The 26,419-nt window shown below is 53.0% G+C and carries 22 protein-coding genes and 2 pseudogenes; 11 read left to right on the forward strand and 13 right to left on the reverse strand.

Going from position 1 to position 26,419, the window contains the following annotated elements:
* Positions 1–78: 78 nt before the first annotated feature.
* Complete coding sequence (locus tag EPA93_RS29170) at positions 79–1,443, forward strand: M20/M25/M40 family metallo-hydrolase (protein WP_129890898.1); 1,365 nt, start codon at positions 79–81, stop codon at positions 1,441–1,443.
* A gap of 187 nt (positions 1,444–1,630) precedes the next feature.
* Here EPA93_RS29170 and EPA93_RS29175 read toward each other — a convergent pair whose 3' ends face one another.
* A complete protein-coding gene (locus EPA93_RS29175; protein ID WP_129890899.1) occupies positions 1,631–2,233 on the reverse strand; it encodes an NADPH-dependent F420 reductase in 603 nt (200 codons plus the stop codon).
* Positions 2,234–2,730: 497 nt separating this feature from the next.
* Here EPA93_RS29175 and EPA93_RS49975 point away from each other — a divergent pair.
* Positions 2,731–4,064 (forward strand): annotated as a pseudogene (locus EPA93_RS49975) (APC family permease).
* Between the two features lie 294 nt (positions 4,065–4,358).
* Positions 4,359–5,471 carry a prolipoprotein diacylglyceryl transferase gene (gene lgt / locus EPA93_RS29185; RefSeq protein ID WP_129890900.1) on the forward strand — a complete coding sequence of 371 codons (1,113 nt, stop codon included), beginning with the start codon at positions 4,359–4,361 and terminating at the stop codon, positions 5,469–5,471.
* Between the two features lie 113 nt (positions 5,472–5,584).
* Here lgt and EPA93_RS29190 read toward each other — a convergent pair whose 3' ends face one another.
* Positions 5,585–6,925, reverse strand: coding sequence for a hypothetical protein (locus EPA93_RS29190; RefSeq protein ID WP_129890901.1), 1,341 nt, complete (start codon positions 6,923–6,925; stop codon positions 5,585–5,587).
* Positions 6,926–7,464: 539 nt separating this feature from the next.
* Here EPA93_RS29190 and EPA93_RS29195 point away from each other — a divergent pair.
* The 4 genes and pseudogenes from EPA93_RS29195 (at position 7,465) to dtd (ending at position 10,610) form a co-directional block, all read left to right on the forward strand.
* A complete protein-coding gene (locus EPA93_RS29195; protein ID WP_129890902.1) occupies positions 7,465–8,130 on the forward strand; it encodes an MBL fold metallo-hydrolase in 666 nt (221 codons plus the stop codon).
* An 86-nt stretch (positions 8,131–8,216) separates the two neighbouring features.
* A pseudogene (locus EPA93_RS29200) lies at positions 8,217–9,610 on the forward strand (UDP-glucose dehydrogenase family protein).
* Between the two features lie 2 nt (positions 9,611–9,612).
* On the forward strand, positions 9,613–10,167 hold the full coding sequence (gene acpS / locus EPA93_RS29205; protein WP_129890903.1) for a holo-ACP synthase: 555 nt from the start codon (positions 9,613–9,615) through the stop codon (positions 10,165–10,167).
* On the forward strand, positions 10,164–10,610 hold the full coding sequence (gene dtd / locus EPA93_RS29210) for a D-aminoacyl-tRNA deacylase (RefSeq protein WP_129890904.1): 447 nt from the start codon (positions 10,164–10,166) through the stop codon (positions 10,608–10,610). The genes acpS and dtd overlap by 4 nt, the downstream gene beginning before the upstream one ends.
* A gap of 111 nt (positions 10,611–10,721) precedes the next feature.
* Here the strand turns inward: dtd and EPA93_RS29215 are convergent, their stop codons facing one another.
* Entirely contained in the window at positions 10,722–11,228 is a 507-nt protein-coding gene (locus tag EPA93_RS29215) for an Lrp/AsnC family transcriptional regulator (protein ID WP_129890905.1), read from the reverse strand.
* An 85-nt stretch (positions 11,229–11,313) separates the two neighbouring features.
* On the opposite strand from EPA93_RS29215, the gene EPA93_RS29220 reads away from it, so the two are divergent.
* A complete protein-coding gene (locus EPA93_RS29220) occupies positions 11,314–12,162 on the forward strand; it encodes a tryptophan 2,3-dioxygenase (protein WP_277988675.1) in 849 nt (282 codons plus the stop codon).
* A gap of 75 nt (positions 12,163–12,237) precedes the next feature.
* Here the strand turns inward: EPA93_RS29220 and EPA93_RS29225 are convergent, their stop codons facing one another.
* The 4 genes from EPA93_RS29225 to EPA93_RS29240 all read right to left on the reverse strand — a co-directional run bounded on the left by EPA93_RS29225 (position 12,238) and on the right by EPA93_RS29240 (position 15,433).
* Positions 12,238–12,672: a nitroreductase/quinone reductase family protein gene (locus EPA93_RS29225; protein WP_129890907.1), complete on the reverse strand. Its 435-nt coding sequence runs from the start codon at positions 12,670–12,672 to the stop codon at positions 12,238–12,240.
* Between the two features lie 210 nt (positions 12,673–12,882).
* Positions 12,883–13,491, reverse strand: a complete 609-nt coding sequence (locus EPA93_RS29230) for a PadR family transcriptional regulator (protein ID WP_165423469.1) — start codon at positions 13,489–13,491, stop codon at positions 12,883–12,885.
* A 176-nt stretch (positions 13,492–13,667) separates the two neighbouring features.
* Positions 13,668–14,648, reverse strand: a complete 981-nt coding sequence (locus EPA93_RS29235) for a cation diffusion facilitator family transporter (RefSeq protein WP_129890909.1) — start codon at positions 14,646–14,648, stop codon at positions 13,668–13,670.
* 287 nt (positions 14,649–14,935) lie between these two features.
* On the reverse strand, positions 14,936–15,433 hold the full coding sequence (locus tag EPA93_RS29240) for a peroxiredoxin (RefSeq protein ID WP_207229239.1): 498 nt from the start codon (positions 15,431–15,433) through the stop codon (positions 14,936–14,938).
* A gap of 230 nt (positions 15,434–15,663) precedes the next feature.
* On the opposite strand from EPA93_RS29240, the gene EPA93_RS29245 reads away from it, so the two are divergent.
* The 3 genes from EPA93_RS29245 (at position 15,664) to EPA93_RS29255 (ending at position 17,751) form a co-directional block, all read left to right on the forward strand.
* Entirely contained in the window at positions 15,664–16,122 is a 459-nt protein-coding gene (locus tag EPA93_RS29245; protein WP_129890910.1) for a MarR family winged helix-turn-helix transcriptional regulator, read from the forward strand.
* A 153-nt stretch (positions 16,123–16,275) separates the two neighbouring features.
* Positions 16,276–16,917: a dual OB domain-containing protein gene (locus tag EPA93_RS29250; protein WP_129890911.1), complete on the forward strand. Its 642-nt coding sequence runs from the start codon at positions 16,276–16,278 to the stop codon at positions 16,915–16,917.
* 84 nt (positions 16,918–17,001) lie between these two features.
* Positions 17,002–17,751 (forward strand): SDR family oxidoreductase, encoded by a 750-nt coding sequence (locus tag EPA93_RS29255; protein WP_129890912.1) that lies wholly within the window; start codon positions 17,002–17,004, stop codon positions 17,749–17,751.
* Positions 17,752–17,997: 246 nt separating this feature from the next.
* Here EPA93_RS29255 and EPA93_RS29260 read toward each other — a convergent pair whose 3' ends face one another.
* The 6 genes from EPA93_RS29260 to EPA93_RS29285 form a co-directional block, all read right to left on the reverse strand.
* Positions 17,998–21,639: an NACHT domain-containing protein gene (locus EPA93_RS29260; protein WP_129890913.1), complete on the reverse strand. Its 3,642-nt coding sequence runs from the start codon at positions 21,637–21,639 to the stop codon at positions 17,998–18,000.
* A 316-nt stretch (positions 21,640–21,955) separates the two neighbouring features.
* Complete coding sequence (locus EPA93_RS29265; protein ID WP_165423470.1) at positions 21,956–22,852, reverse strand: class I SAM-dependent methyltransferase; 897 nt, start codon at positions 22,850–22,852, stop codon at positions 21,956–21,958.
* A gap of 129 nt (positions 22,853–22,981) precedes the next feature.
* Positions 22,982–23,911 carry a class I SAM-dependent methyltransferase gene (locus EPA93_RS29270; protein WP_129890915.1) on the reverse strand — a complete coding sequence of 310 codons (930 nt, stop codon included), beginning with the start codon at positions 23,909–23,911 and terminating at the stop codon, positions 22,982–22,984.
* A 92-nt stretch (positions 23,912–24,003) separates the two neighbouring features.
* Positions 24,004–24,900 carry a class I SAM-dependent methyltransferase gene (locus tag EPA93_RS29275; protein ID WP_129890916.1) on the reverse strand — a complete coding sequence of 299 codons (897 nt, stop codon included), beginning with the start codon at positions 24,898–24,900 and terminating at the stop codon, positions 24,004–24,006.
* A gap of 121 nt (positions 24,901–25,021) precedes the next feature.
* Positions 25,022–25,918: a class I SAM-dependent methyltransferase gene (locus tag EPA93_RS29280; RefSeq protein WP_129890917.1), complete on the reverse strand. Its 897-nt coding sequence runs from the start codon at positions 25,916–25,918 to the stop codon at positions 25,022–25,024.
* A 140-nt stretch (positions 25,919–26,058) separates the two neighbouring features.
* The gene (locus EPA93_RS29285; protein WP_129890918.1) at positions 26,059–26,382 is read right to left on the reverse strand and encodes a hypothetical protein; all 324 of its coding nucleotides are present in this window, start codon (positions 26,380–26,382) and stop codon (positions 26,059–26,061) included.
* Between the last annotated feature and the right edge of the window lie 37 nt (positions 26,383–26,419).

The raw sequence follows: 26,419 nt of genomic DNA on the forward strand, positions 1-26,419 counted from the left end.
GAGCGTTTATCGTATAGTTGGCAGCCACGAGGGGCAATACACAGCCGTAGCTCCTCGTGGAGCATAGAAAGGTCTATTATGCCTGGTACCCTTGATGCCTATCTTGAAGAGCACGCTAATGTTGCCCGCGTCCTGCTTGAACGTCTCTGCCGTCAGCCCAGCGTCACGGCGCAAAATTTCGGCACAGCCGAGATGGGAACGCTGATGGAGGAACTGTTGCGCGAGACAGGATTTAGCACGCAGCGCCTCTGTGTAGAAGGAGCGCCGGCCGCCATTTATGGCGAATTGCGCGGGCGCAGCCCATACACCATCTTGCTTTACAACCACTACGATGTCCAGCCGGCAGAGCCGCTGGATTTATGGCTCTCACCGCCTTTTGAGCCAACCGAGCGCGACGGCAAGCTGTATGCGCGCGGCATCAGCGATAACAAGGGTGAGATTGCCACGCGCCTGGCGGCTATTCGCGCGCTGTTAGCAGTTGAGGGCGAGCTGCCAATTACTCTGCGCTGGGTCATCGAGGGCGAAGAAGAGGTAGGCAGCCCACATTTTTCGGCGATTGCCGAGAAATATTCCGAGCTCTTGCGGGCCGATGGCTGCCTGTGGGAAGGGGCGCACCTCGAAGATGACGGACGCCCGGCTCTGGGCCTTGGCGCTAAGGGCATCCTCTATGTGCAGCTTGATGTACAGGGAACTGGCGTGGACGCACATTCGGGCAACGCCACTATTCTGCCAAGCGCCGCGTGGAGATTGGTCCAGGCCCTGGCAAGCCTGCGCTCGCCGGAGGGCCATGTGCTTATTCCTGGCTTCTATGAGGATGTCAAGGCGCCTACAGAAGCGCAACTGGCCGCCCTTGCCACGCAGGTCGATCTTGAGGACAAGCTCAAGCAGACCTTCCAGATCGAGCAGTTTGTGGATGGCTTGAGCGGCATCGCTTTGCGCAAGCGAGCAGCTTTTACTCCCACGTGCAATATTGCTGGCCTGGTGAGTGGCTATACCGGCGAGGGCTCTAAAACAATCTTGCCGGCCAGAGCTAGCGCCAAGATTGATTTTCGCCTGGTGCCCGATCAGGACCCCCGGGACATTCTGCAAAAAATGCGCGCGCACCTGGATGCCCACGGCTACACAGATATTCACCTGACTACCTTTGTCAGCGCCGAGCCTGTGGTGACGGCAGTTGAAGAGCCTTTTGTGAAAAAAATCAAGGATATTGCTGAAGCTTTTACGGGAAAGCCGGCGGCGGTTACACCGCTCGGTGGTGGCTCTCTGCCCCTACTAGAGGGCTTGAAAAAATATGTAGGTGTGCCGGGGCTGAGCGTTCCAGGCAATCCCACCTATTGGGGTAGCGGCGCCCACTCCCCCAATGAGCACATCAGGCTCTCCGATCTGGCTCCAGCCGTGGCCTACAACTGTCATATGTTTCAAGCATTAGGCAAGCAGGCATAGGCCTACTGGCTTATCCTCCGCAAGAGAAGTACCGCCAGCAGAAGATTTTTCTGCTGAACTGGCTTCTCAGGACATCTGGCATCTTTGCTCGCTGCGCCCCTTTCTCTTCTAAAGGGCGCAGGGCGCGAACGCGCAAAGGCAGGGGACATACAAAGCTTCATCCAAACCTGGCCACTTGCGCTCAATTTTACTCTCGTCTCAATACCCGCAACGTAACTTCACGTCCAAATTGAGGCGCAAGAATACGCCAGAGTATCCCCAATGCTTTTTCCACGTTCGGAATATTAGCCGAGTCACCTGCATCCACTGGATCAAAGCCGATGTCATGACCCAACTGAGCGACGATTTTCTTCGCGTCGGAATCGTCGCCGTTGAGAAATAGCGTAGCGTTTGTTGGACCATACTGAGGCCTGGCGATGACTTCCCAGGCTACCGTGTTGAAAGCCCTGACCACACGAGCATTCTTTGCGAGCCGGAGGACTTCCGTACCCGCCGATCTACCATCCCTCAGGTTTGTGCTGTTGATGAGAACCTTGTGGTGGAGATCGCCGACTTCTTCAAGGACACGTTCGATTTCGGTATCTGGAACAGCCAGGAGAATCACCTCTCCAAAGACGATGGCTTCCTGGACAGACCCCGCCTGCGCATTTTCTCCTGCTGTTAGGAGCAGGGTTCGTATTTTATCGCTTTGTGGGTCACGTGAACCAAACATCACTTGATGGCCTTTTCCCGCCCATAATGTTCCCAATGTTCCGCCAATATGGCCTGAACCAATGATCGCAATTTTCATATTCAGAATCTCCTTGCTTGACCAGGAACTTCTCAATTTCATCAACCTGAACCCCTTCTCTTTTCTTCAGATAGAAATATCTCAGGATGACTCATTTGGAGCCTTCTCTAGAAGGATGGCTTCCTGGCTCTCTTCAAACGATAATATAACCTATCGTATCATTTGAGAACAATCCCGTCAAGGAAAGAGAAATTATGCCAATTCCTGATATCTATTGTATACTTATACTTAAGCATGCAGCTTGTGAAATATTTTTTCCTGGAAAATCTGGTAAGGTCGTTTATTTCTTCATTCGCTCAGTTCTAAGCTGAGCCCACAAAGGGATCTCAACCAGAAGTTGAGATCGCGCTCCTCCATAAATAAGCGTAGCTTTAGTAAGAGAGGAAAAGTGCATGAGCGATCCCGAGAGAGCAGCAGAAGGTCAGGTCCAGAACAAGCGGCCAGGTTTTGTAAGAGCGATCGGGCTTTTCCCGGCGACAGCAATTAATATGTCGCAGATGGTGGGCATCGGGCCCTTTATCACCATTCCTTTGATGCTAGCGGCCATGGGCGGTCCTCAGGCCATGTTGGGCTGGGTCCTGGGTGCTGTGCTGGCCATCGCAGATGGGCAGGTCTGGGCGGAGCTTGGCGCGGCGATGCCGAGCTCGGGAGGGAGCTATGTCTATCTGCGCGAGGCTTACCAGTACTGGAGTGGGCGCCTTATGCCCTTTCTATTTATCTGGACCACGATGCTGGTAACGCCCCTCACGATGTCGACAGGCATGATCGGTATCGCGCAGTATCTTGGCTTTTTCTGGCCCAGCATGACCCCATTGGTGACCAAGCTGATTGCCGTTGGCTTTACCATCCTCACCGTAGCGCTCTTATATCGACGCATTGAAAGTATTGCCACCATCACTAAATTTCTCTGGGCCGGTATGATTATCACAGTCCTCTTTGTGATTGTGGCCGGCTTGACGCACTTCAACCCGGCGCTGGCCTTTAGTTTTCCCCCGACGCTTTCACCCTGGGACCCAAGTTTTTTGCCGGGCTGGGCGCGGGCCTGGTCGTCGCGGTTTACGATTATCTTGGCTACTTTACCACCTCTTATCTTGGCGACGAAGTACGGAGCCCTGGAAAGACTATTCCCTTCTCGATCCTGCTCTCGGTTGCAGCCGTAGCCTTGATTTATCTGGTCCTAAACGTCGTTTCTATCGGAGTAATTCCCTGGAAGGAAGCCTTAAACGCCACGGCGATTGGCTCGCTTGTGGTAGAGCGCAGCTGGGGTCAGCTTGCCGCGATCATTGTTACTCTGCTCATCGTCTGGACTGCCTTCGCTTCGGTCTACACAGGCCTGCTGGGGGGCTCACGCTTACCCTATAATGCCTCGCGCGATGGCCTCTTCTTTAAGCCCTTTGGCAGGCTGCATGAGCGCTTCAACTTCCCGCATATTGCCCTGCTGGCCATGGGCGTGGTCACCGCCATTGCCTGCTTCTTCGATCTCTCGCAGATCATCAGCATTCTGATCGCTGCCTCCGTGCTTGTGCAGTTTATCGGCCAGGTCGCAGCCCTGACCATTCTGCGCTTCAAGCAGCCGAATTTGCAGCGCCCCTACAAGCAATGGCTCTATCCAATCTTTAGTATCATTGCCCTGCTTGGCTGGATCTATGTCTTTCTCTCCTCGGGAACCGTAGCGATCCGGTGGGCCATCGGCTGGACCTTGCTTGGCGTTATAGCCTATGTGATCTGGGCATATTTCGAGAAAACGTGGCCATTCCGGCCTATCGAGGTACATGAAGAGTTTGTGTCCCAAGAGGCGGGCGAAGATATAGCAGGCGAAATGGCCGATTAATCTTTGCCAACGTAGGTATCAGGCCAGGTTACAAGCCCATAAACGCTAGCGGTGCTCTCCTCTATCAATGTATGGATGTAAGAAGGTTCTGCAACACAAACCAGCAGTGCTAACGTAGATAGAAGTAGCGGAAGAACCTTCTTATTTCCTGCGGCGAGAGTGGTTGCTAAGCCTACCAGAGCATAAAATGCTTCACGGCTAGCATTTTGCTCCCTCTTGCATAGCAGAGCAATGCATACTATCATAGATGGTAGAAAATTAAAGGCGCATTTGTGCGTAGTTGTGGAGTAATTTATGGGAAGTTTTCCCCTGGCTTATATCTACCTCAATATCGATCCAGTGATTGTCCACCTGGGGCCTCTGGCCTTGCGTTGGTACGGCTTGATGTATGTGGTGGGGATCGTTATAGGCTTATGGACGATCCGCAAATATACAGAGCGCAAAGGGATCAACCAGGATATGGTCTACCGTATCCTCTGGTGGTGTATCGCGGCTGGCTTGATTGGGGGTCGCCTCTACTTTGTTGTTCAACAGGACAACTTCTTCTCGTATTATCTGGCCCAACCCTGGCATATTATTGCCACCTGGGAAGGAGGAATGGCTTTTTACGGAGCCATCTTCCTGGTTATCGCCACCCTCATCTGGCGCGCGCGGGTTGAGCGCATCAATCCGCTAGTGCTTATCGATGCAGGTGTGCTCTTTGCGGCGGCCGGCCAGATCTTCGGGCGCATTGGCAATATCATTAACGGCGACATTATTGGCTATCCCAGCACGCTGCCCTGGTCCACGGTCTACCTCAACCCCAATAGCTGGGCCTGCCTCAATCCCGAGACCTGCCGCGTGCCCGTGCAGCCGGCTGCAGCCTATGAGCTGCTTACAAATATCGTCGTGCTCTGCATTATGCTCTACCTGGCACGTCGCGTAAGGCGGCCCGGTATCCTTATGCTGTTTTACCTTTTCGCCTATACGATTACCCAGTTCGTGATTTTCTTTGTGCGCGCAAACGTTGTAGTCACATTCCTGGGCTTGGATTGGGGCTTGAAGCAGGCTCAATGGACCTCAATAGTGGTATTCATTGTGCTCCTTCCCTTGACGTACTGGGTGCTACGCATGCGCTACTCGCGCCCCGTTCCCGTGGGTGAGGTTGCGGCAACCTATGGCATTCCACAAAAACCCCGGCCTTCTGTGGAAGCAGAGGCAACAGAACTCGATGGCCAGCAAGCCGACGAAGAGCCGGGCGTAGGGCAAGAAGAAGCCGCCTCAACACGGCAGGCTGAGGCCCAAGAAAGCCCGACAGCCGAGGAGAAAAAAGAGCCAGTTTCCGAGACTGGTGAGGATAGCGAGGCGAAGGAAGAAAGCCCAGAACAAAAAAGTGACGAAGAGGTCACTAAGCCCGCTGACGCATAAAGCCGTATACAGAGGCAAGCCTTTCTGTAGGGTTTGCCTCTGACCCCTTATCATGGTGTTACAGCTTGCCCTCTCTCAAGCTATCGCTATCTCGAAGCATGCGATAACGCTTATTATTTAGACTTAGGTGTTGGCTGTGCTTTGGATGCAGGATTTGACTGTGCGCTCGGCGTAGCCTTCTGGCCATTCAATTGAGCTTTTTCCTCGTCAAGCTTGCGCTGGAGCGCACGCAGGTAAGCCTGAGCGCCATCAAGGTCGGCCTGAGTAATCGCGTTGAGCTGCTTAGGCATATTCTTGACATCGCCGACCCAACTCTCAAGAACCTTCTGCAGAGCAGCCAGCGTCGCGTTATCCTGATAGACCCGACCCAGCCAGTCACGCCCGACTTGTAGCGCTTTGAGCATAACCTCAAGAAAATCGCCAGTGATAGTTGCGCCAGTTTGGATAACCGGCGAGACAAAAACATCATAGGCCACGCGCGTAAGGCGAGCTGCCGTCACGGCGCCTTCCAGCGTAAAGCCCTCAAGATTTTCCAGGGTTGTGACAAACTCTTTGCGCACCTGGTCCGCGCCCTGAGCCACGCCTTTATTAAAGGCTTCCTGAAGTTGATGCTCAAGGTTCGTACCTGCGTCGCTGATGGCTTGAGGAATCTTAGGAACCAGCTCGTAGGCGGCCACTCCTGCTCCGCCAACGGCCACGGCTCCCGCCCCGACGAGTAAAGCGCGCCGCGAAAGCTTCTTGCGCTTCTTTCTCCGGCGCGGTCGACTGATTGGCTCCTCCTCCTCATCCTCCTCGTCATAGTCGTAATCGTCTTCCTCGGCATAATCCTCAGGGGGCAAGGCAGGCGGGAGGCGTCTACTCGGCCGTTCGGGCGGAGATTGTAGCGGCACGCTGGCCCGCGCCCGTGGGGCGGGAGGTGCAGATGGCAAAGGCGCCGACCTGAGCGGCGGGCGCTCGACGTATTCGCGGGGCTCCTCAGGATACACCTCAGCATAATCCTCGTGCGGGTGTAGCTGCTCGTAATCCTTGAGAGTATCGCGTGCTTCGCCGGCCTCCATCAGTTCCTGCGTAGAGGGCACCTGTTGCCGTGAAACGTGACGACCATTTTGCGGGCTACGCGTAACGTGGCGCCGCTGATAGGGAGTTTCATACTCGGACTCATCATAATCAGGCACCGGGCGCAGATGCCCCGTCGTCACTGGTAAGTCTTCCTGCTCCAGCTCTTCATCGCCCAGGCGCGCTTTACTGGCGATAATATTCTGCCTCAGGAGCTGTCGCGTACGCCGGGGATCGGGCCGCTGCGAAAGGAGGGTACCGGATCTACTCTTCAATTCTCCAGACAATTGTCTGCTCGGTACAGAAGTGTGTTCACCACGACTATGAAGTGGATCATACTCATACCCATACTGACGTCCAGGACTCCTGCGATATGTTTTCCGTTCCGAACGATCCATTGGCATGTTCTCCTCAATTTCTCCTGGGTTGGCGTTCGCCTCTGCCGGGCGCGCTCGTGTTTCCGTGCACAGAACAATAATGCATATTGCTCATCATACCCATTCTACACTACACATTCCGCTTCCGTCCACAATTATTAACAAAGTTTAAGAAATTGATAGAGCCAGGTTATGCTCACCGCGCTAATCCTGACCTTACTATAAGAAAGAAAAACTTATGCTATTTTTAGCTGACTATTCTTTTTGCGACGCAGATACCCGGAGAGAGAATAGCCAAAATTACCTGTTGGATAGCCGCGAATGGGATAGCTCGTTATCTCTAATGCAGGCACAACTCAATTCTGTAGGGGTGGCCAGAAAGTAGCGAACTACGCTAGTCTATCATAATCTGTAGCCTTTTGCCATATAAAATTTGTAGGGCTCGTACTGCCGTAGCATAGTGATATCTTACGCTCTTGTCAGCCACAAGAAGCTATGCGCCGACTATGTTATAATGTGTGGCAATGTTAATGGCTCCAGGGCGAGAAGGAGGAAAGAGGATGTCCGAGCAGCAACATCAGCAAGAGCAGCAGCCGATAGTGGCCTGCATAACTGTAGGAATGCTTCAGGAGAACTGCTATCTTTATGCCTGTCCTCAGACACGTGAGGCCGTGATTATCGACCCGGGCGATGAGGCAGAGCGTATTATTCATACAATCAAAGACTTAAAGCTCATCCCCAAATATATTATCAATACCCATGGACACTTTGATCACATTTGTGCCATCGATGCCATAAGTGAGGTATATCCCGTTCCACTGGCGATCCACCCGGCCGATGTTCCCCTCTATAGCGACGCGAGGGCAGCCGCTATGTGTGGACGACAACCTCCGCTAGTCAAAAGAAAGCCCGATATTTTATTAAAGGAAGGCGATACCATCTCCTTTGGCACGCTCACCCTTGAGGTTATACATACACCCGGCCATACGCCAGGCGGCATCTGCCTGATAAGCCGCCCGTACTGCGTCTTTAGCGGTGATACCCTCTTCCATCGCGGCATTGGCCGCACCGATCTGCCGGGTGGCGATTATGAGCAAATCATCGAATCGATCGGCGAGAAGCTCTATATCCTCGAAGATGATCTTGCTGTCTTTGCGGGCCACGGAGAGCCGACGACAATAGCCGAAGAGAAAGCTGAAAATCCATTTATCATCGTTGAGGGGTAATTCCTTAATAGTATAGGATGCAGAGGAGCTCTTTGCTGCCTGCGTATCTCTAGCCCTGTTTCTGATTTAAAGAGAGGTAAAGCGTTGTGTCAGTTATATGTGTGATCGGTACTGGCTATGTAGGTCTGGTGACCGGTACCTGTCTTGCCGATATGGGCAATCAGGTCACATGTGTTGATATAGTACCAGAGAAAATCGAAAGCCTGAAAAAGGGCATTCTCCCTATTTATGAGCCCGGGCTCGAAGAACTGGTCGAGCGTAACGTCAATGCCGGGCGCTTGCGCTTCACGACCAGCTATAAAGAGGGCCTTGATAACAGCGAGTTCGTCTTTATCGCGGTCAATACTCCCACCGGAACCATGCAGGGGGAGCCGACATGCGCTACGTCGAGATGGCGGCGCGCATGATTGCCGAAGAGCTTGACCACTATGCGATAGTCATTAATAAGAGCACAGTTCCTGTAGGGAGCGGTGATGTTGTTTCGCGCGTCATTCGCAATAATCTCAAGCGGTCCAATGTGACGTTTTCGGTGGTCTCTAACCCCGAATTCTTGCGTGAGGGCTCAGCTATACTTGATTTCCAGTGTCCTGATCGTGTAGTGCTGGGCTCGTCTGAAGCCGAGGCCGCGCACAAGGTAGCCCGGCTCTATCTGCCGCTGCGCGCGCGCATCGTGATCACGGATCTCTACACAGCCGAAATGATTAAGTACGCCTCGAATGCTTTCCTGGCCACCAAAATCTCTTTTATCAACGAGATCGCCCAGATCTGCGAGCGCCTGGGCGCCGATGTGAAAGAGGTTGCGGCAGGCATGGGCTACGACAAGCGTATCGGGCACCAGTTCCTTGATGCCGGTCTCGGATACGGAGGCAGTTGCTTTCCCAAGGACGTGCGCGCCCTGGCGCATATGGCCGAAGAAGCCGGCCTGCATCCCCAGATGCTGCACGCGGTCATGGAGATTAATCAGGACCAGCGCAGTCTCGTGGTCACCAAATTGACCAACATTCTCGGTTCGCTGCGCGGCTGCGTGATTGGTGTGCTGGGACTGGCCTTCAAGCCAAACACCGACGATATGCGCGAATCGCCCTCAATCGATATTATTCGCTGGGTAACTTCGCAGGGAGCAACTGTGCGTACATACGATCCGGTCGCCATGCATACAGGACGCGAGGCGCTGGAACGGGCGGGCGTGAATATGGATGCTGTGATCTTCTGCGAGAATGCCTATGAGGTAGCGCAGGGCGCGGACGCCTTGATCGCCGTCACGGCCTGGAACGAGTTTAAATCGCTCAATATGTTACAGGTGCGCAACGCGATGCGACGCCCTGTCTTAATCGATGGCCGCAATATGTACGAGGTGACCGAGATGAACCGCTATGGTTTCATCTATCGCGGTATCGGACGCGGTAGCGGGCCGGCACCCTCGGTCCTGCCACCAGAAGATACAACAAGCGTCCTACAACTGCCCGGAGAGGAAAACTAGAGATGGATCAAGACCAGCCACTCCTCTTTACGCCCCTGGTGCGTGCGCCCGGCGTTGAAATTCCCGATTGGCTCTTTGGTCCGGCTGGAGCGGCTGGTCTGCCAGCTCCCCTGTCTCCACCGCAAGGGGTAAATGTGGCTGTGGGTGTGGATATTATCGAGGTGGAGCGCATACGCCGAGCCTATGAGCGCCATGGTGAGCGCTTTCTACGCCGCATCTTTACCGAGCGCGAGATCCTGCAATGTCGCGGCAAGCCTGCGCGCTGGGCCGGTCGTTTCGCAGCCAAGGAGGCCATGAGCAAGGCCCTGGGTACCGGGCTGCGCGGCGTCAACTGGCGCGAGATGGAGATTGTCCAGCTCTATAGCGGGCGCCCTTCGGTGCGCCTGCACGGTAAAGCCAGGTGGCGCGCCGAACAGCTCGGCCTGAGTGCCTTCGATGTCAGCATCGCCGATCTTGCCCAGTTCTCCATTGCCATCGCGGTGGCGCTTCAGACAGATAGAGGCAAGGAAAATACTAAGACACAACAAGCGGAACAGGGGCAGGCAGGCAAGGAATGAGAGCATTATTACAGCGTGTAAGTCGCGCAAGCGTCGTCGTTGACGAGCAGACGGTCGGCGAGATCGGTTCAGGCTTTCTGGTCCTGCTCGGCATAGGCCAGGAGGATGGCGAGGCCCAGGTAAAAACCCTTGTCGATAAGCTGGTCTATCTGCGGGTCTTTGAGGATGAAGAGGGCAAGATGAACCGCTCGCTGCTTGATAGTGGCGGTCAGGTCTTGCTGGTCTCGCAATTTACCCTCTACGCAGATGTTCGCAAGGGGCGGCGGCCCAGCTTTATTCAGGCCGCACCTCCAGCTTTAGCCGAGCCGCTGGTCGTGCGCTTCAAAGAAGCCCTGACGGCCTATGGTGTACATGTCGAGCAAGGCATCTTTGGCGCCCACATGGAAGTCTCGCTCACCAATAACGGTCCCGTCACGATCTGGCTGGATAGCGAGCAGCTCTAATCCGGTAAGCAAAAAATCAAGTTGCGCTGAGAATCGACGCGCAAGCGGGTAGAACATAGCCAGCCTTATGCTTGCTCGTGTTAGATAGCCAAAGGCCTGCCCGTTGCGCTGCTATTTCTGCGTTTCCTCGCGCTCGGCGGCCTGGGCATCTAACAAACTTTGAGGCGTGATAAATCCTTGTGCGACTTGCGTTGAAAGGACAATGGAGGTCGTAGGCCTGCCATAGACTGAGAGGCGGCTGATCAGCGTCTCTAGATGCTTCACCGACGAGACGGCGACCTTCATTATCATGCTATCGCTGCCGGTGATTTGATGACACTCAAGGACCTCAGCGATCTCTTTGGCTGCGGCGGCAAAATACGAATAAGGCTTATTGGAGGGCGTGTTGATGTGGATAAAGGCCATAATCGGGAGCCCGACCCGCGCAGGGTCGATCTCGACGCGGTAGCCGCGAATGATGCCAGCATCCTCCATGCGCCGGATGCGCTCGGCGACCGCCGAGGCCGAGAGGCCAACTTGCTTGCCAAGCTCGCTGAAGGAGAGACGCGCGTTCCTCTGCATGGCTTGCAAAAGCTGCCATCCGGTATCGTCAAGTAGTTTTTCGGTTTCTGCTGTCATAGTCGTCTTTTATCCTTGATTCTGTGGCCGTTTTGGTAAAAACACTGTGGGATTCCCATTTATTGTAGCAGATTTTGCTGGTAGTATGATTATAAAGCCCAATGGTGAGCCCGGATACTCTCAGGAGAGGAAAAGAACTATGTCTCAAGCACTAACTTATACCAGCTATCTGCGCCTTAACGAACTCTTGGACCTGCAAACACCCAGGAGTGCAGGTCTACACGGTCCAGAACATGACGAGCTCCTCTTTATCGTGACGCACCAGGTCTATGAACTCTGGTTCAAGGTCCTGCTGCATGAATTGGATGCGCTCAAAGAGCATCTGAACACCAATGAGACGGCGCGCATCTTACATACAAGCTCTCGAATCCTCAAAATTTTAAAGACGATTGTGGCCCAGATCGATGTGCTGGAGACAATGACTCCGCTGGAATTTAATGCATTTCGCTCGCTGCTGGGCTCAGCCAGCGGCTTTCAGTCGAGTCAGTTTCGCGAGATCGAGTTCGTGCTGGGCTATAAGCGCGAGGCGATCTTGCATCACTATCCCGACGAGATGGCTAGCAAGAAAGGCCTTGAGGAGCGTTATCAACAGCCGGCGGTGTGGGATGCCTTCTTACATTACCTGACCCTCAACGGCTATACGCTGCCCGAAGAACAGCTCCAGCGCGATGTGAAAGAGTCGCTCAAGCCTTCCGAGCAGCTTCAGGCGCTGCTGATAGAGGCATATCGCTATAATGCCGAGGTACGCAATGTCTGCGAGCGGCTCCTGGATATTGATGAGGGCCTGCAGGAATGGCGCTATCGCCATGTGAAGATGGTCGAACGAACCATCGGCCAGAAGCCCGGCACTGGCGGCTCAACTGGCAGCCGATACCTTTCCACAACGCTCAGACCCATCTTCCCCGATCTATGGGCGATTCGCTCACAGTTGTAGCTCTGACGCAGGTGACGGCTCGGCAGAATACTGCCCCGTCACCTTTGAACCGTGCCAGTACAGGTATGAGGCGTGCTAAGCCTCCAGAATGCGAAAAATGGGATGCTCGGGCACAATGGCCTCATATTCCTCAAGGGACGCGTTGGGGCTGATGGTGTATCCACGGTTGGCTCCTGGCGCGCGCCGCACAAACTCGCGCAGTAGCGAAGCCCGCTCAGCTGACGTCTCTTCGATAAACTTGACGCGCTCTACCTGGCGATCATGGACTAGCTCGCCCCAGCCAGAGGCCCGAATATTCTTCACCCAATCGGAATTTTTAAAGCCAGCAACAAGCCAGCGCTGACCATCCAGCTTGAGCACGAATATCGGCGTGATGTACATCTTGCCGCTCTTACGTCCAGGAGCCCTCAGTAGATGGGCGCCTGGTATGCGTCCCAACTGTACCAGCGTTTTGAAGATGAAATTAAAGAAGCGCTGCCCGCTTGGTAGGTATGAGGCTTTTTTAGGCATAGTTTCCTCCTAAAACTATTCACTCAGAATAGCCAGTTGGGAGAACCGCCCTTGCTCTGTGATACAATGAGCGACAGGCGGTTCTCCGCTCACAGAGAGAAAGGCGAGAGTTGTCCAGGCTCGCGCGCCATTCTCTCTGACCACTCAATACTAAAGCCAGGCCCGGCAATTGATTGTCCTGCGCCAGAGCCAGCCACACGCTTAAATTCCCTATCTACTGCTCGAAGGCTTCTGTTCTGTCTGCTGCTTGCCAGAAGGATACCCGAGTAAGAGCACCTGTTCACGCAGGTGCTGAGCCCACTCTAATTCAAGCTGCCATTCCTGGGCCACTAATCCCATTAAGCTAAGCGCCGTTTTAAGGAAGAATGGGCTGACGGAATCGCGTTCCTCAGGCCGGGTACTCATTTTTTGAGCCTCAGCCCTCTGATAACGGGCCCCCGTCTGACAATACTGAATGTAGTGATCCACGAGATAGAGCTGATCCTCCGGCGAGAGAAATTCCAGGCCCAGGGCCTTAATGCGAAAGATGCGCTGATAGGTGCCCTGGTTTGAGCTGGTATCCATCATAAGCTGATAAAAGCGCTCGCGCCCCACCGGTGTAATGACAAAGACACGCGAAGGGCGCGTCGAAGGAAAGGGAACCTGCTCAGGATCCCCGGGCGCAACAAGCTTCGCCTTTTCTAATCTTGTCAAAAGCGCTGAAAGCGTGCCCCGGCTTATCTTTTCCCACGGCCCCAGAATATCGTTAGCGATTGTCGCGATAAGATAGGCATAGATAGGCCAGCGCATCAATAATGACAATACCAGCAATTCGTACATTGCGCACATCCTCTACTTCACAAATTCCTTTATAGGTTTTAGTAAAACGTTTTGTTAAAACCTATAGAATAAAATATAAACCAGTAAACTTGCCGAGTCAAGTGGCAATATTGTTATTAGTGGCTCTTGATGCTCATTTATGCAAAGGTGATAGAGAAAGCAGGGACGCTAAATTTTTAGCGCGTTGACTTTTCGTGCGAACGGCGCTCCTGTTCAGTTTGAGGCGTAGGCAGCGCGGGATCAGTCTCCTCGCTAGACTCGCGATCCAGCTGTTGATCGGCGAATGAGACCGGATCTTCGCGCGGCTCCAGATGGGTAAAGATTGTGGTTTCTGGCAAAGCTTGATGCAGGGCCAGTTCAATCTCTTCGCACAGCCCATGCCCCTGCTGCACGCTCAAGGAGCCGGGGACGAGCACATGGAAGGAGACAAAACGACGTGAGCCCGCGCGCCGCGTGCGCAAGGCATGGAAGGTTACCCCTTGCGGGCGATAGCTATCAAGAATGCTGTGTATCTGCTGCAAATCTTCGGCCGGCAGAGCCGTATCAAGCAGCCCTAAACCGGTCTCACGCAATAACTGGATACCGGTCCAGATGACGTTGAGCGCAACCAGCAGAGCAATAATCGGATCAAGCACAAGCCAGCCGGTCAGGGTAACCAATATCACCCCGATCAGCACACCAAGCGTGGTCCAGACGTCAGTGAAGAGATGACGCGCATCGGCCTGCAGAGCAATGGAACGCTGGCGCTTACCCGCGCGCAGCATGAACCAGGCCAGGACGCCGTTAATAAGCGCTCCGGCAACCGAGAAAGCCAGGCCCAGGCCCACTTGTTCCAGAGGTTGAGGATGGAAGAGGCGCGGGATAGCTTCTACGATAATCACGAGCGCAGCGACCAGGACGAGAGCTCCTTCAACTCCACTTGAGAAGTATTCTGATTTTGTGTGCCCATACGCATGCTCTTCATCGGCAGGACGGGCAGCCAGCGTCAGGGCCCAGAGAGCAACCAGGGCCGCCACAAGATTGACTACCGATTCGGCAGCATCTGAGAAAAGGCCCACTGAGCCGGTCAGCCAATAGCCAATAAACTTGGCGGCCATCGTGACAAGAGCTGCGCCAATCGAAAGATAGATATAAAAACGTCCTGTATGCTTCTTCATGTCCAATCCTAAGCCTGTAGATGTTCGTCGCCAGGGCTCTGCGCTAACTAAACCTATCCATTGCACTATCGCCGTAAACGCTATCAAAAACAGCCCGTATTGTAGCATTTGTCAATAGAAATGTCAAAATATAGTGTTTTTGAAAAGCAGGATTTTATATTTATTTTACTTAAAAATTTAGCTGGGGAAAAGATAAACTGTGGGGCAATAGAAAATAAAGTTGGAGCTGGGGATCTCCAGCCCGGGATTTCTAGAGGTTGCCAGGCTGGAGAATATTGGCATAAAAGCTACGCCTGGTCGGTCAGGTCCTTAATTACTTTACGCGCCTCCTCGATATGCTTTTCGGCAGCGAAAAGCGCAGAGAAGATGTGGCGTACAACACCCTGCTTATCGATAATGTAGGTAACGCGGCCGGGGATCAGGCCCAACGTCGTAGGTACGCCATAGAGCTTTCTAAGCTGGCCGCCCTCATCGCTGAGCAGGGCAAAGGGTAAATGGTACTTCGTGGAGAACTGGCGATGAGATTCTGCATCATCCGAGCTTACCCCGATAACTTCGGCTCCGGCATCTTTAAACGCCTCATAGCTATCGCGGAATGTGCAGGCCTCGGTGGTACAGCCGGGAGTATCATCCTTGGGATAGAAGTAGAGCACGACGGCCTTCTGGTCCTGAAAATCGCTCAAGCTGATCTGGTTTCCATGCTGATCGGACAAGGTGAAATCCGGGGCCTGATCGCCAACTTTGACTTTGCCATGTATAGTCTGAGAATTGATAGTGCTCATCATTTCCTCTTTTTCATTTTACAACATTAAGTTTTGCACAACTTAATTTTCAGTGATTTTATAACACGAAACCTTACCATCTGTCAAGCCTACTCGACGACGTTTCTCAAGCCCGGGCCAGCTTACGGGGATAGATGTTGCTTCTTATTCAATTGTGTGCTATAAAGTTGATACTAATAAAATAGATTTGCGTGTTTGCACTTTCTTTTTCAGAGGTGGAGATTTCCGCGGCCATGGATGAACTCGATCTTGATGAAACATTCAAACTTGATAACCAGCTATGCTTTGCACTCTATACAGCCTCGCGGGCCATTATCGATGTGTATCGTCCTGTGCTTAACGAGCTCGGCATTACCTACCCTCAATATCTTGTGCTGCTGGCCCTCTGGGAGCAGGATCACCGCTCAGTGAAGGATATCGGCAATGTCCTGCGCCTGGATTCGGGAACACTTTCACCGCTTTTGAAGCGCCTGGAGGCGGCGGGCTTTATCAAGCGTCAGCGCCGGGCCGAAGACGAACGGGTCGTGGATATCAATCTTACAGACAAAGGTCGAGCTCTCAAGCAGCGCGCGGTTAAGGTCCCGCAGAGCCTGGCCTGTGTACTCAATCTCGCTACACCTGAAGAGTATATAAGCCTGCTTACACTGCTTAAGAAGCTTAACCAGATATTAGCTTCTCTGAATCAGGCTTAGCTTTCCAGTCCGCGAGCTAGCGCGCCAGGAGTGCAGGTGAAATCTTTGCTTTCCTTCCAGGAAATAAACAATTTCCACTTGAAAATTCAAGAGCGGTAATAGTAGAATAAAATAAGAGGAGATACTGAAAGAGCACTTGCGCGGAGCACACTTATGGTCAAAGTCTGGATCGTGGCTAAATCCCGTCCACCTGCGGCAATAGTCGTGCATGGACTGAGCGAAGATGGGCAACACATTCGCCTAAGGCAGCCAGATGGCTCCTACCTTTCTGCTCACACGAGTTTCGCTGTAGGCCAGATCTGGGACCTCACGTTTCATCCTGCACCGAGACGCGTTGCGCCGCATGTAGAAGATGTTATTGTGACGCGCTGGCAGCAGCTTGAGCCCGAGCCTGACCTGCTCTCACATCTCCTTGCCCGGGTCAAGCCCTGGGAAGGCGGACCCGATAAGCTCTTCGCAGGCCACCTTAGATCGGAAATGAACAAGAATAAACCATTCATCTCTGAGCGCGACCCCATTGCGCCCATAAGTATGGGTTACTGGCGGCCTGATGTGTCCCTGATCAAATGGCACGATGCCGATCGCCGAGTATGTTATCGCTACTATACACCAGACAAAGAACTGCTGATCCATTACTCCGATTTATCCAACTCTCCCATCTCCATGCTTCCTGCGCACACGCTGGTACATGTGGCCTTCTCTCCCTGGTGGACGCCGGGCAATAAGTATGCTTGGGACAAAAGTTCGCAGGTGGAGCGGCGCTGCTATCTCTCCATCGCCGGCTACTATCTATAATGGCCCCTTGCTCAAGTATGCCATAATGAGATAATGAACGGGCCGGGCTATCTGGCTTGCCCGGACTATGCGAGAGGAGAACTTATGAGCAAGGGCACAATAATTGTGACCGGGGGCTCGCGCGGTATTGGAGCGGCAACTTCACTGCTAGCCGCTGAGCGTGGTTACGCGGTCTGTATCAACTATACGAGTAATAGCGAGAGGGCAGAGCAGGTAGTGGCCAGCATTCGCAGCAAGGGAGGTAAGGCCAGCGCCGTGCAAGCTGATGTGAGCGATGAGGCGGCGGTGCAAAGCCTGTTCGAGACGGCTGAGCGCGAGCTTGGTCCGCTGACGGCGCTGGTTAACAACGCGGGAACCACCGGCAAGATCGGGCGCCTGCTGGATCTGGATACAAAGATCCTACGTAGCGTGCTTGATGTCAATATTCTGGGCACTATTTTATGTGCGCGCCAAGCGGTGCGGCGCATGTCCACAGCGCGCGGTGGTCAGGGCGGCGCTATCGTCAACGTATCCTCTCGTGCGGCCCAGCTGGGCAGCCCTAACGAATACGTGCATTACGCGGCCTCCAAGGCTGCTGTCGAGACTTTCACGATTGGCATGGCCAAAGAGGTGGCTACAGAAGGCATCAGGATAAATTGTGTGAGTCCGGGCCTGGTCGAGACGGAGATTCATGCGGCTGGCGGCGATGCCGGGCGTGTGCAGCGCATTGCCGGCAATGTGCCCTTGCAGCGTGGCGGCCAGCCCGAAGAGATTGCTAAGGCAATCTTGTGGCTCTTATCCGACGAGGCCTCATACTGCGTGGGCTCGATCCTGGTTGTGAGCGGCGGCCGCTAATTATCATTCCCCACCAGGCCTGGCGCCTCACCATACAAGTTAGAGGCGCGGCTTGGGGCGGGCTTTAAGCTGGCTTATCCAATGAATCCCTCTTTACCTCATAGATAACTATCAGCTAGCTCGTCCGCCAACCAGCCAATCACACAAACATGCGACGCTGAGCAGAGCCGGCCCGGCTCTCTTGCTCCTTGCATTATGACTATAAGAAATACAATCGAGCATTAACGAGAGAGCTTATGTGCTGCTTCAATCTTCGTTTTGCCCTTGCGTGCGTTCTACAGTTTGTTCAAGTGGTATGCTCGGCTCTGGTAGTAGATCTACTGTGGGTAGTTTGTGGAAGTAGGGGATTGTTGAACGCAAGGAGTAATAGACATCTTTATCACTCGCTAGATATGCATGACGTGAGAGCAAGGTAAGCAGTGTAGCAGTGCCAAACAATCGAGCATTTGTGCCTCTGGGAGCAAAGCGACAAAGGGCCTCCGCTGCTAGCAATCGCTGTTCAGGTATAAGATCCGTCCGTTGTAATAAGCTTGCAAGGGCAGACTCCACTAACTGCCCAACCTCTGTATCTGTTCCAGATACTGGGAAAAGGGCGTTTGCAATTGCAACTTTTTGCTCAATTGGCAGATCTGCACGGCTCAGCAGCTTTGTGAGCGTAGAGTTCATTAATTCCCGCTCATCTGCTCTTTGCTCACCACGTAAATAAAGCCAACTAATTAAATAATATATCATATCATTCCTGAAATCTGCGCAACTAAGCAGATGTGTGAACATGAAGAGCGCTTGCTGCCTCTCTTCCGTCCCTTCCTCACTACCCAAATAAAGATAACATGCAATAACAACTTTCTGTTCAATAGTTACGTCCATGCGGTTCAGTAGCTCCCTAAGCGTCATACTTGCTAGTTGTCTCTCTTCTACCCTCTCCTCACTGCTCTGATAAAGTAATCTTGCTATGTCTATTGTTTGTTCATCTGTCAGATCACAACCCTGCAGCAATTCAACTAACATAGAACTTACTAGCCTCTCTTCCGTCCCTTCCTCACCATACATATACAATATCTTTGCGATATCAATCTTCTGCTCTATTGTCAAATCAGCCCGCCGCAACAGCTCTTCGAGCGTTTCTATTGCTAACTGCCTCTCCTCAGTTCCTTCCTCACTCAATAGAGAAAGCGACTCCGCTACATTCACCTTCTGCTCTATTGTCAAATCAGCCCGCCGCAACAGCTCTTCGAGCGTTTCTATTGCTAACTGCCTCTCCTCAGTTCCCTCCTCACTATTCCAGAAAAGTAACTCTACTATTTTTAACGTCCGCTCTATCGTCAGATCTGCTCGCCGCAACAGCTCTTCGAGCACAAAGACGACTGCCTCACCACATCCTCGTCTTGTCGGATACTCTAGCTTTTCTTGCACCTGATCAACAGGGAATTCAGGATGCTGCAGCAGGCTACAAAGGGCTTGCTGCGCCAATGCTCGTTCATTAGGAGATGCCCCACTTCTGGCATAAAGCTCGATAGCGACATCAAGCCTCAGCATTATATCCAGTACATTATCTTTCGTCGCCAGGGCAAGCAGCTCTTCCCATCCCTGGCCCGCATATTGGCGCGTCTGGCCCAGGCGGCCCAGATACTCAAGCGCTTCTTGCCGTTGGCTCGGGAATGGTGACTCTTTGATCAGCTTGCATAGGTGCTCCTTGACCAACTCTACCAGCTTGTTCCCGATCCTTATCTCCTCTAGCAGGCAATCGCAGACAAAAAACAAGTCCTGCTGTACAATCTCGGTATAGCGGCTGCGTTGGCTCTGTAGCTTACCTTCCAGCAAGGCCTGCAACAATCTGGTAACCGGGCCAGATTTGAGCTTGCCCAGGAGCAGAAAGATCACCTCACGCCAATGCGGATCGTGCAGATGGGCTATCAGGAATTTGCGCACGACCTGCGCATCTTCGGCCTGCTGATAACGCTCGTAGACATCGACGGCGGCAAAATACTCCTGGAAGGTACGATGGACAAAGCTATAGAGTGCCTCCCCATTCTCGTCACTGCCCCGCTCAACGATCAGGCCCGCCTCGATCTTTACCAGCTCGATAAAGCGCTCAGACTCCACTCGCTGCTCAGCGCGCTCGCTCAACAAACCGCGCTCACAGAAAAATTTCTCTACCTGCTGGCGTAGATAGCGCTCAGGTACGTCAACTGTAGTATCTCTGGCCTGCCATTCGTCAGATATAACCTCTTGTGAGCGCTCATGCAGCGCATAGCCCAGATAAGCCACGCATGCATACTGATCATCGCGGCCCATCTTCATATGTTGCCAGCGCTGATGCGTTCCTTTCAATTTGGCCCATGTTTCCAATAGCAGTTCGGCGCAGCGATCATAGATGAGCACGCGCCGATCCGGGAGCCGTTGATAGCGATGAAGGGCCGTCATCACGGTCAGCAACAAGGGATTCTCGGCCAAGCGATGCAAACGGGGATTCCTGCGCAAATTAGTGAGCAGCAAATCCATTTCCTCTTGTTCCACCTGGGGGATAGGATTGAGACGCAATACTGCTGTGTACCAGTTGTACACATACTGCTCGATTTGCTCATCATTAAAGCCCATAACCCGGGCCTGCTCAAATAGTGGATGCGAGATGGGCGCCAGCTGGTAGCCGACAGGCCGCGAGGTGACCAGCACGCGATTGCCCGGATGGCACTGCGCAAAGTGCTCAATCTCCTGCACCAGCTGCAGGCGTTCATCCAAGGTTGCCACTTCGTCCAGACCATCGAAGAGCAAGAGCAGGCGATGGCGCATGAGCAGCTCTTTGAACATCTGGGGATTAATCTCGATCTCGTCGCGCTTGAGCATAACCTCACAAGCAAAGCTGAGAAAACTATAATCGGCGCGCTGGCGCTCCTGGCTCAAGCGGCGCAACTCGATGCGCAAGGGTAGAGGATGATCCGCGAGCAGTGCCGAAGCAGGCACGTTCAGTCCCTGCTGGGCAGCCGCGTGGCACCAGGCCAGATACTTCGTCGCTGTCGATTTGCCCGCGCCCGGCTCGCCAAGCAAGACCAGGCAAGAAGCCTGTTCCAGAGCCGCCTCGATAGTCTCTAACTGTTTAGAGTCGTCAAGAATTTCATCCATCCCGACACGCAGAGGCACAAAGATACCACTGAGCTCGGGATCAGCCTTCAGGTCGCGCGGAACCACGCCGACAATTTTGAGGTTGCGCAATGTACGCTCAAGATATTCGGCATACTTCGCTACGTCACTCTCAAACTCTTCGGCGGTATAGCTATCAGTTAGTGTGCTATGAAGCTCTTTGAGCAGCGCGATAATCTCGCACAAGGAGTGCTGCATTTTATTGGCCGCGCGCAGTTGCAGCGCATCGCTCAGTTGCGACCTGAAATAGGGATCGGCATACAGTTCACCAAGTAGAGCCATAAAGAAGCTCTGGAGATAGGGCGCGGCATTAATATCCTGGTGACTATGGTCATAGCGACGCTTGCGCTGATTGTAGCAGCAGCTAAGCTCGTCCAGATCAGGCTCATCGGCCAGCGTGAACAGGCGCAGACATTCGCGGCGAAGTTCCTCTCCCAACGGTCCCGGCTGGGCCACGCTATTAATGACATCTCGATACTGATCGCGCTCCTGCAGAGTCTTATAGCCGATCAGACCGCGCTCAGCCGCATTTTTGAGGGCCTGGGCAAGACGTTGCTCCTGCTCCTTTGTGTCAAGACGGAAGGCGCGCCTTGTTAGCCCCTTACCCCGCGTGAGGGCAAAATCTGAACTTTTCTCGACAATAAATTCTACTTCTTTGCTAAAGACCGTACTGCCAAGCGTACCGAGCCAGGAAGCGGCCCCGTTGGCAAGAAGGGTATAAAGAGCTATCAAGGCAAAATTATCAACCATCTCTAACTACCTACCTTTAATTCATCGTGCTATCTTATGTAGTATATTGACGTATATATACATGCATTTTCAAAGTATGATTACTAATAGGTAGTTGCGAGATGAGCAAGTTTATTCTTCGCTTGCTTTAATAGTAGGCTTTGGAAGCGTAAGAGGTTGATCTAAAGTAAGCGGGCTGGAGAGAGTAGAGTGTTATCCAGAAAGCCTATCCTCTCTTTGAAGGGTGTTTATGTTTACTCTATTTCACCGAGAGGATAGGCAGCTGTATACTTACTATGATTTACCTGGTAACTATTCAGCGCTTCTCAGGTCGCAATCAGACGACGTGCTGAGTTTTCCTATGCGTGGGTGCCGTGCCCCAGACGGTGCGCAAGTGCCAGCGCCCCACAAAATCGGGACGAGCCGTCTCCTCTAGCATCTGCTGATAGAGCTGTTCATAATCGTTGAGAACTCCTACCCACTTGCGCAGGAAGGGCAGGGAAACACGGAAGAGGTGACGCAGATCTTCTCTATAACTCTCTCCCTCTGGCGTTCCTGCTGGCAAGACAAGTTCATAGTCACGCGTTTGGATATTCTGAATACCTTGCCTTCCCAGCAGGTCGGGCAGTTGGGCCATCACTGAGGTATCATCCCCTTCCACAAAGACATGCCCTGCATTAAAGGAGGCTTCTATACATAGATTAGCGAGCCTGTTCAATATCTCACTGTCACCTCTCAGCCAACCGCTCTCAGTCAGGCGCACGATCCCCCCAGCTCGGGTGACGCGAGCCAGCTCGCTGACAAACTTGGGCCAGTCCCAGGTGCGCAAATAACTGGTGCTAAAGCGTGCATTGACCAAGCTAAAATAGCCAGTAGGAAACTCTAGCATACGCAAGGCATCCATCGCATGGAACTCGACGCGCTCACTGACTCCCTGCTCCTCTGCCTGGCTACGCGCATAAGCCAGCATCTTTGCACTAATGTCTACCCCGATCAACTTCTCTATCGTGGGATACTCTTTTGCTACTTCTAGCAGCCAGCCGCCCGTGCCACAGCCCACATCCAATACGCGTCGCAACGCCTGCGGCTCCGGCTGTTCGGGCAAGACTCCTCCCATCTTGCTTGTGATCATCTGATCCTGAATGCGCAGACGGTCAAACTCACTTTGGTTGTCGCGATCCTGCACAAAATAGGTACTGGGTTGCTCTTTTCTCGCCTCCTCTGAAGTACTCATGTTCTCAGGTTCCTTCCTCTTATCAGCAACAAAAGCACAGTTTTCTCTTTCTGGTGATGGATCTCGATTAGCGTTTCGCGTGTAGTGCCTCATAGTAGGCTCTCTGCTTCCTCATGCTTCCATCTCACCTCAAACGACGTGCTGCGTTTTCCTATGTGTGGGTGCCGTGCCCCAGACGGTGCGCAAGCGCAAACGCCCCACAAAATCTTGTCGAGCTGTCTCTTCTAACATCTGCTGATAGAGCTGCTCATAATCTTTCGGTACCCCAACCCACTTGCGCAGAAAAGGCAGAGAGACCCGAAAGCCATAGCGTAGATCTTCTCTATAGCTTTCTCCTTCCGGCGTTCCCGCGGGAAACCTCAGCTCATAGTCGCGTGTTTGGATATTGTAAACTCCTTGCCTGCTTAGCAGCTCAGGCATGCGTACCATTAACGAAGTATCATCCCCTTCCACAAAGACATGGCCTGCATTAAAAAAGGCTTGTAATAATAATTTATCTAAACTGAACAATGCTTCACTATCACCTCCCAGTCGACCACATTCCGTTAAGCGGACGATGCCCCCAGCCCGAGTGACGCGAGCTAGTTCGCTGACAAACTTGGGCCAGTCCCAGGTGCGCAGGTAACTGATGCTAAAGCGTGCATTGACCAAACTGAAATAGCCAGTGGGAAACTCGAGCATGCGTAAGGCATCCATCTGGGCAAACTCAACCCGTGTGCCCACTCCTTGCTGCTGGGCCTGTTCGCGGGCAAACTCCAGCATCTTTGCACTGATGTCTACTCCAATGAGCGTTTCTATCGTGGGATAGGTTCTTGCCGTCTCTAGCAGCCAGCCGCCTGTGCCACAGCCCACATCCAATATGCGCCGTAATTTCTCTGGATTGGGCTGTTCGGGCAAGATCCCACCCATGCCTCTGGTCACCATCTGATCCTGCACACGCAAACGGTCAAACTCACTTTGGTTGTCGCGATCCTGCACAAAATAGGTACTCGGTTGCTCTTTTCTCGCTTCCTGGGGATTGTTCATGGCTTCTGGTCCCTTCCTGTCAACAATGACCACAACATGGTATTCCCTTTCTGATACTCGACCTTATTGGATGTCACCAGTTCCTATTCAATCTAACCAGCTCCCCACCTTCTTTCCGTTTCCCTTCACACAAAGTGTTCTGATGTCTGCCAGCCTGGTGCTGAGCCCCACACCGTGCGCAACCTCCAGCGTCCCACAAAATCGGGACGAGCCGTCTCCTCTAACATCTGCTGATAAAGCTGTTCATAATCGTTGAGGACTCCTACCCACTTATGAAAAAAAGGCAGGAGGACTCTGAAGCCATAACGTACATCCTCTCTATAGCTCTCCCCTTCCGGCGTTCCCTTTGGCAAGACAAGCTCATAATCGCGCGTTTGGATATCCCGGATGCCCTGTCTTTGCAGCAGTTCGGGCAAACGCTCCATCAACGAATCTTCATCCTCCTTCACAAAAACATGCCCCGCATTAAATCCTGCTTGCCAGGCTAGAGCACCCAGTCTAACAAGCACCTCGCTATTTCCTTTCCACCATCCACACTCGGTTAGCCTAACCACACCTCCACGTCGCGTGACGCGGGCAAGCTCGCTGACAAACTTGGGCCAGTCCCAGGTGCGTAGATAGCTCACGCTAAAGCGTGCATTGACCAAACTGAAATAGCCAGTGGGAAACTCGAGCATGCGTAAGGCATCCATCACATGGAACTCAACCCGTGTGCCCACCCCTTGCTCCTCTGCCTGGCTACGCGCATAAGCCAGCATCTTTGCACTGACGTCTACCCCGATCAGCGTTTCTATCGTGGGATATTCCTTTGCTACTTCCAGCAGCCAGCCGCCCGTGCCACAGCCCACATCCAATACGCGCCGTAATTTCTCTGGATCGGGCTGTTCGGGCAAAACCCCACCCATGCCTCTGGTCACCATCTGATCCTGCACCCGCAAACGGTCAAACTCGCTCTGATTCTCGCGATCCTGCACAAAATAGGTACTGGGTTGCTCTTTTCTCGCTTCCTCTGAAGTACTCATGTTCTCAGGTTCCTTCCTGCTGCCAACACAGTAGTACAATCACGTTCTCGGTTAGAGGCTGCTCGGGATAGTTCCGGCAAAATACTTACGCTGAGAGGGGACGGCACCCCTCAGATCGCAATCAGACGACGTGCTGCGCCTTTCTATGCGTGGGTGCCATCCCCCAGACCGTACGCAAGCGCCAGCGTCCCACAAAATCTTGTCGAGCTGTCTCTTCTAACATCTGCTGATAAAGCTGCTCATAGTCTTGAGGAACCCCAACCCACTTGCGCAGAAAAGGCAGAGCTACCCGGAAGCCATAGCGTAGATCCTCCCTATAGCCTTCACTTTCCGGCGTTCCTGCGGGAAAAACAAGCTCATAGTCGCGCGTTTGGATATCATGCACTTCCTGCCTGCTTAGCAGTTCGGGCAAATGCTCCATCAACGAAGTATCGTCCCCTTTCACAAAGACATGCCCCGCGTTAAAAAAGGCTTGCAATGCTAGATCAGCCAACTTGTTCAATGCTTCACCGTTTCCCCTCCACCATCCGCACTCGGTTAGCCTTATCACGCTACCAGCCCAAGTGACGCGAGCCAGTTCGCTGACAAACTTGGGCCAGTCCCAGGTGCGCAGGTAACTGATACTAAAGCGCGCATTGACCAAACTGAAATAGCCAGTGGGAAATTCGAGCATACGTAAGGCATCCATCACATGGAACTCGACGCGCTCACTGACTCCCTGCTCTTCAGATTGCGCACGCGCATAAGCCAGCATCTTTGCACTGATGTCTACCCCGATCAGCGTTTCTATCGTGGGATATTCTTTTGCTACTTCCAGCAGCCAGCCGCCTGTGCCACAGCCCACATCCAATACGCGCCGCAATTTCTCTGGATCGGACTGTTCAGGCAAGACTCCTCCCATCTTGCTTGTGACCATCTGATCCTGCACACGCAAACGATCAAACTCGCTCTGGTTCTCACGATCCTGCACAAAATAGGTACTGGGTTGCTCTTTTCTCGCCTCCTGGGGATTGCTCATGGGTTTCTGGTTCCTTCCTGTCAATAATGACCACAACAAAAATAGCTTCTTCTCAGCGATAGGTCTGATTAATTCTTTGGGCCTAGCTATCAGGGACAGCTTCCTGTCTAGTCAGCTTCCCGCCTTCTTTCCGTTTCCCTTCACACAAAGTGTTCTGATGTCTGCCAGCCTGGTGCCGTCCCCCACACCGTACGCAAGTGCCAGCGCCCCACAAAATCTTGTCCCGCCGTCTCCTCTAGCATCTGCTGATAGAGCTGTTCATAATCGTTGAGAACTCCTACCCATTTACGCAGAAATGGCAGTGAGACCCGTAAGAGGTGGCGCAGATCCTCTCTATAGCTCTCTCCCTCCGGCGTCCCTGCGGGAAAAGTAAGCTCATAGTCGCGTGTCTGGATATTCTGAATACTTTGCCTGCTTAGCAGTTCGGGCAAGCGTACCATGACTGAGGTATCATCCTTTTCCACAAAGATATGTCCCGCATTAAAAAAAGCTTGCGATCCT

Origin of the sequence: Ktedonosporobacter rubrisoli, assembly GCF_004208415.1 — a bacterium.
Lineage (GTDB): Bacteria > Chloroflexota > Ktedonobacteria > Ktedonobacterales > Ktedonobacteraceae > Ktedonosporobacter > Ktedonosporobacter rubrisoli.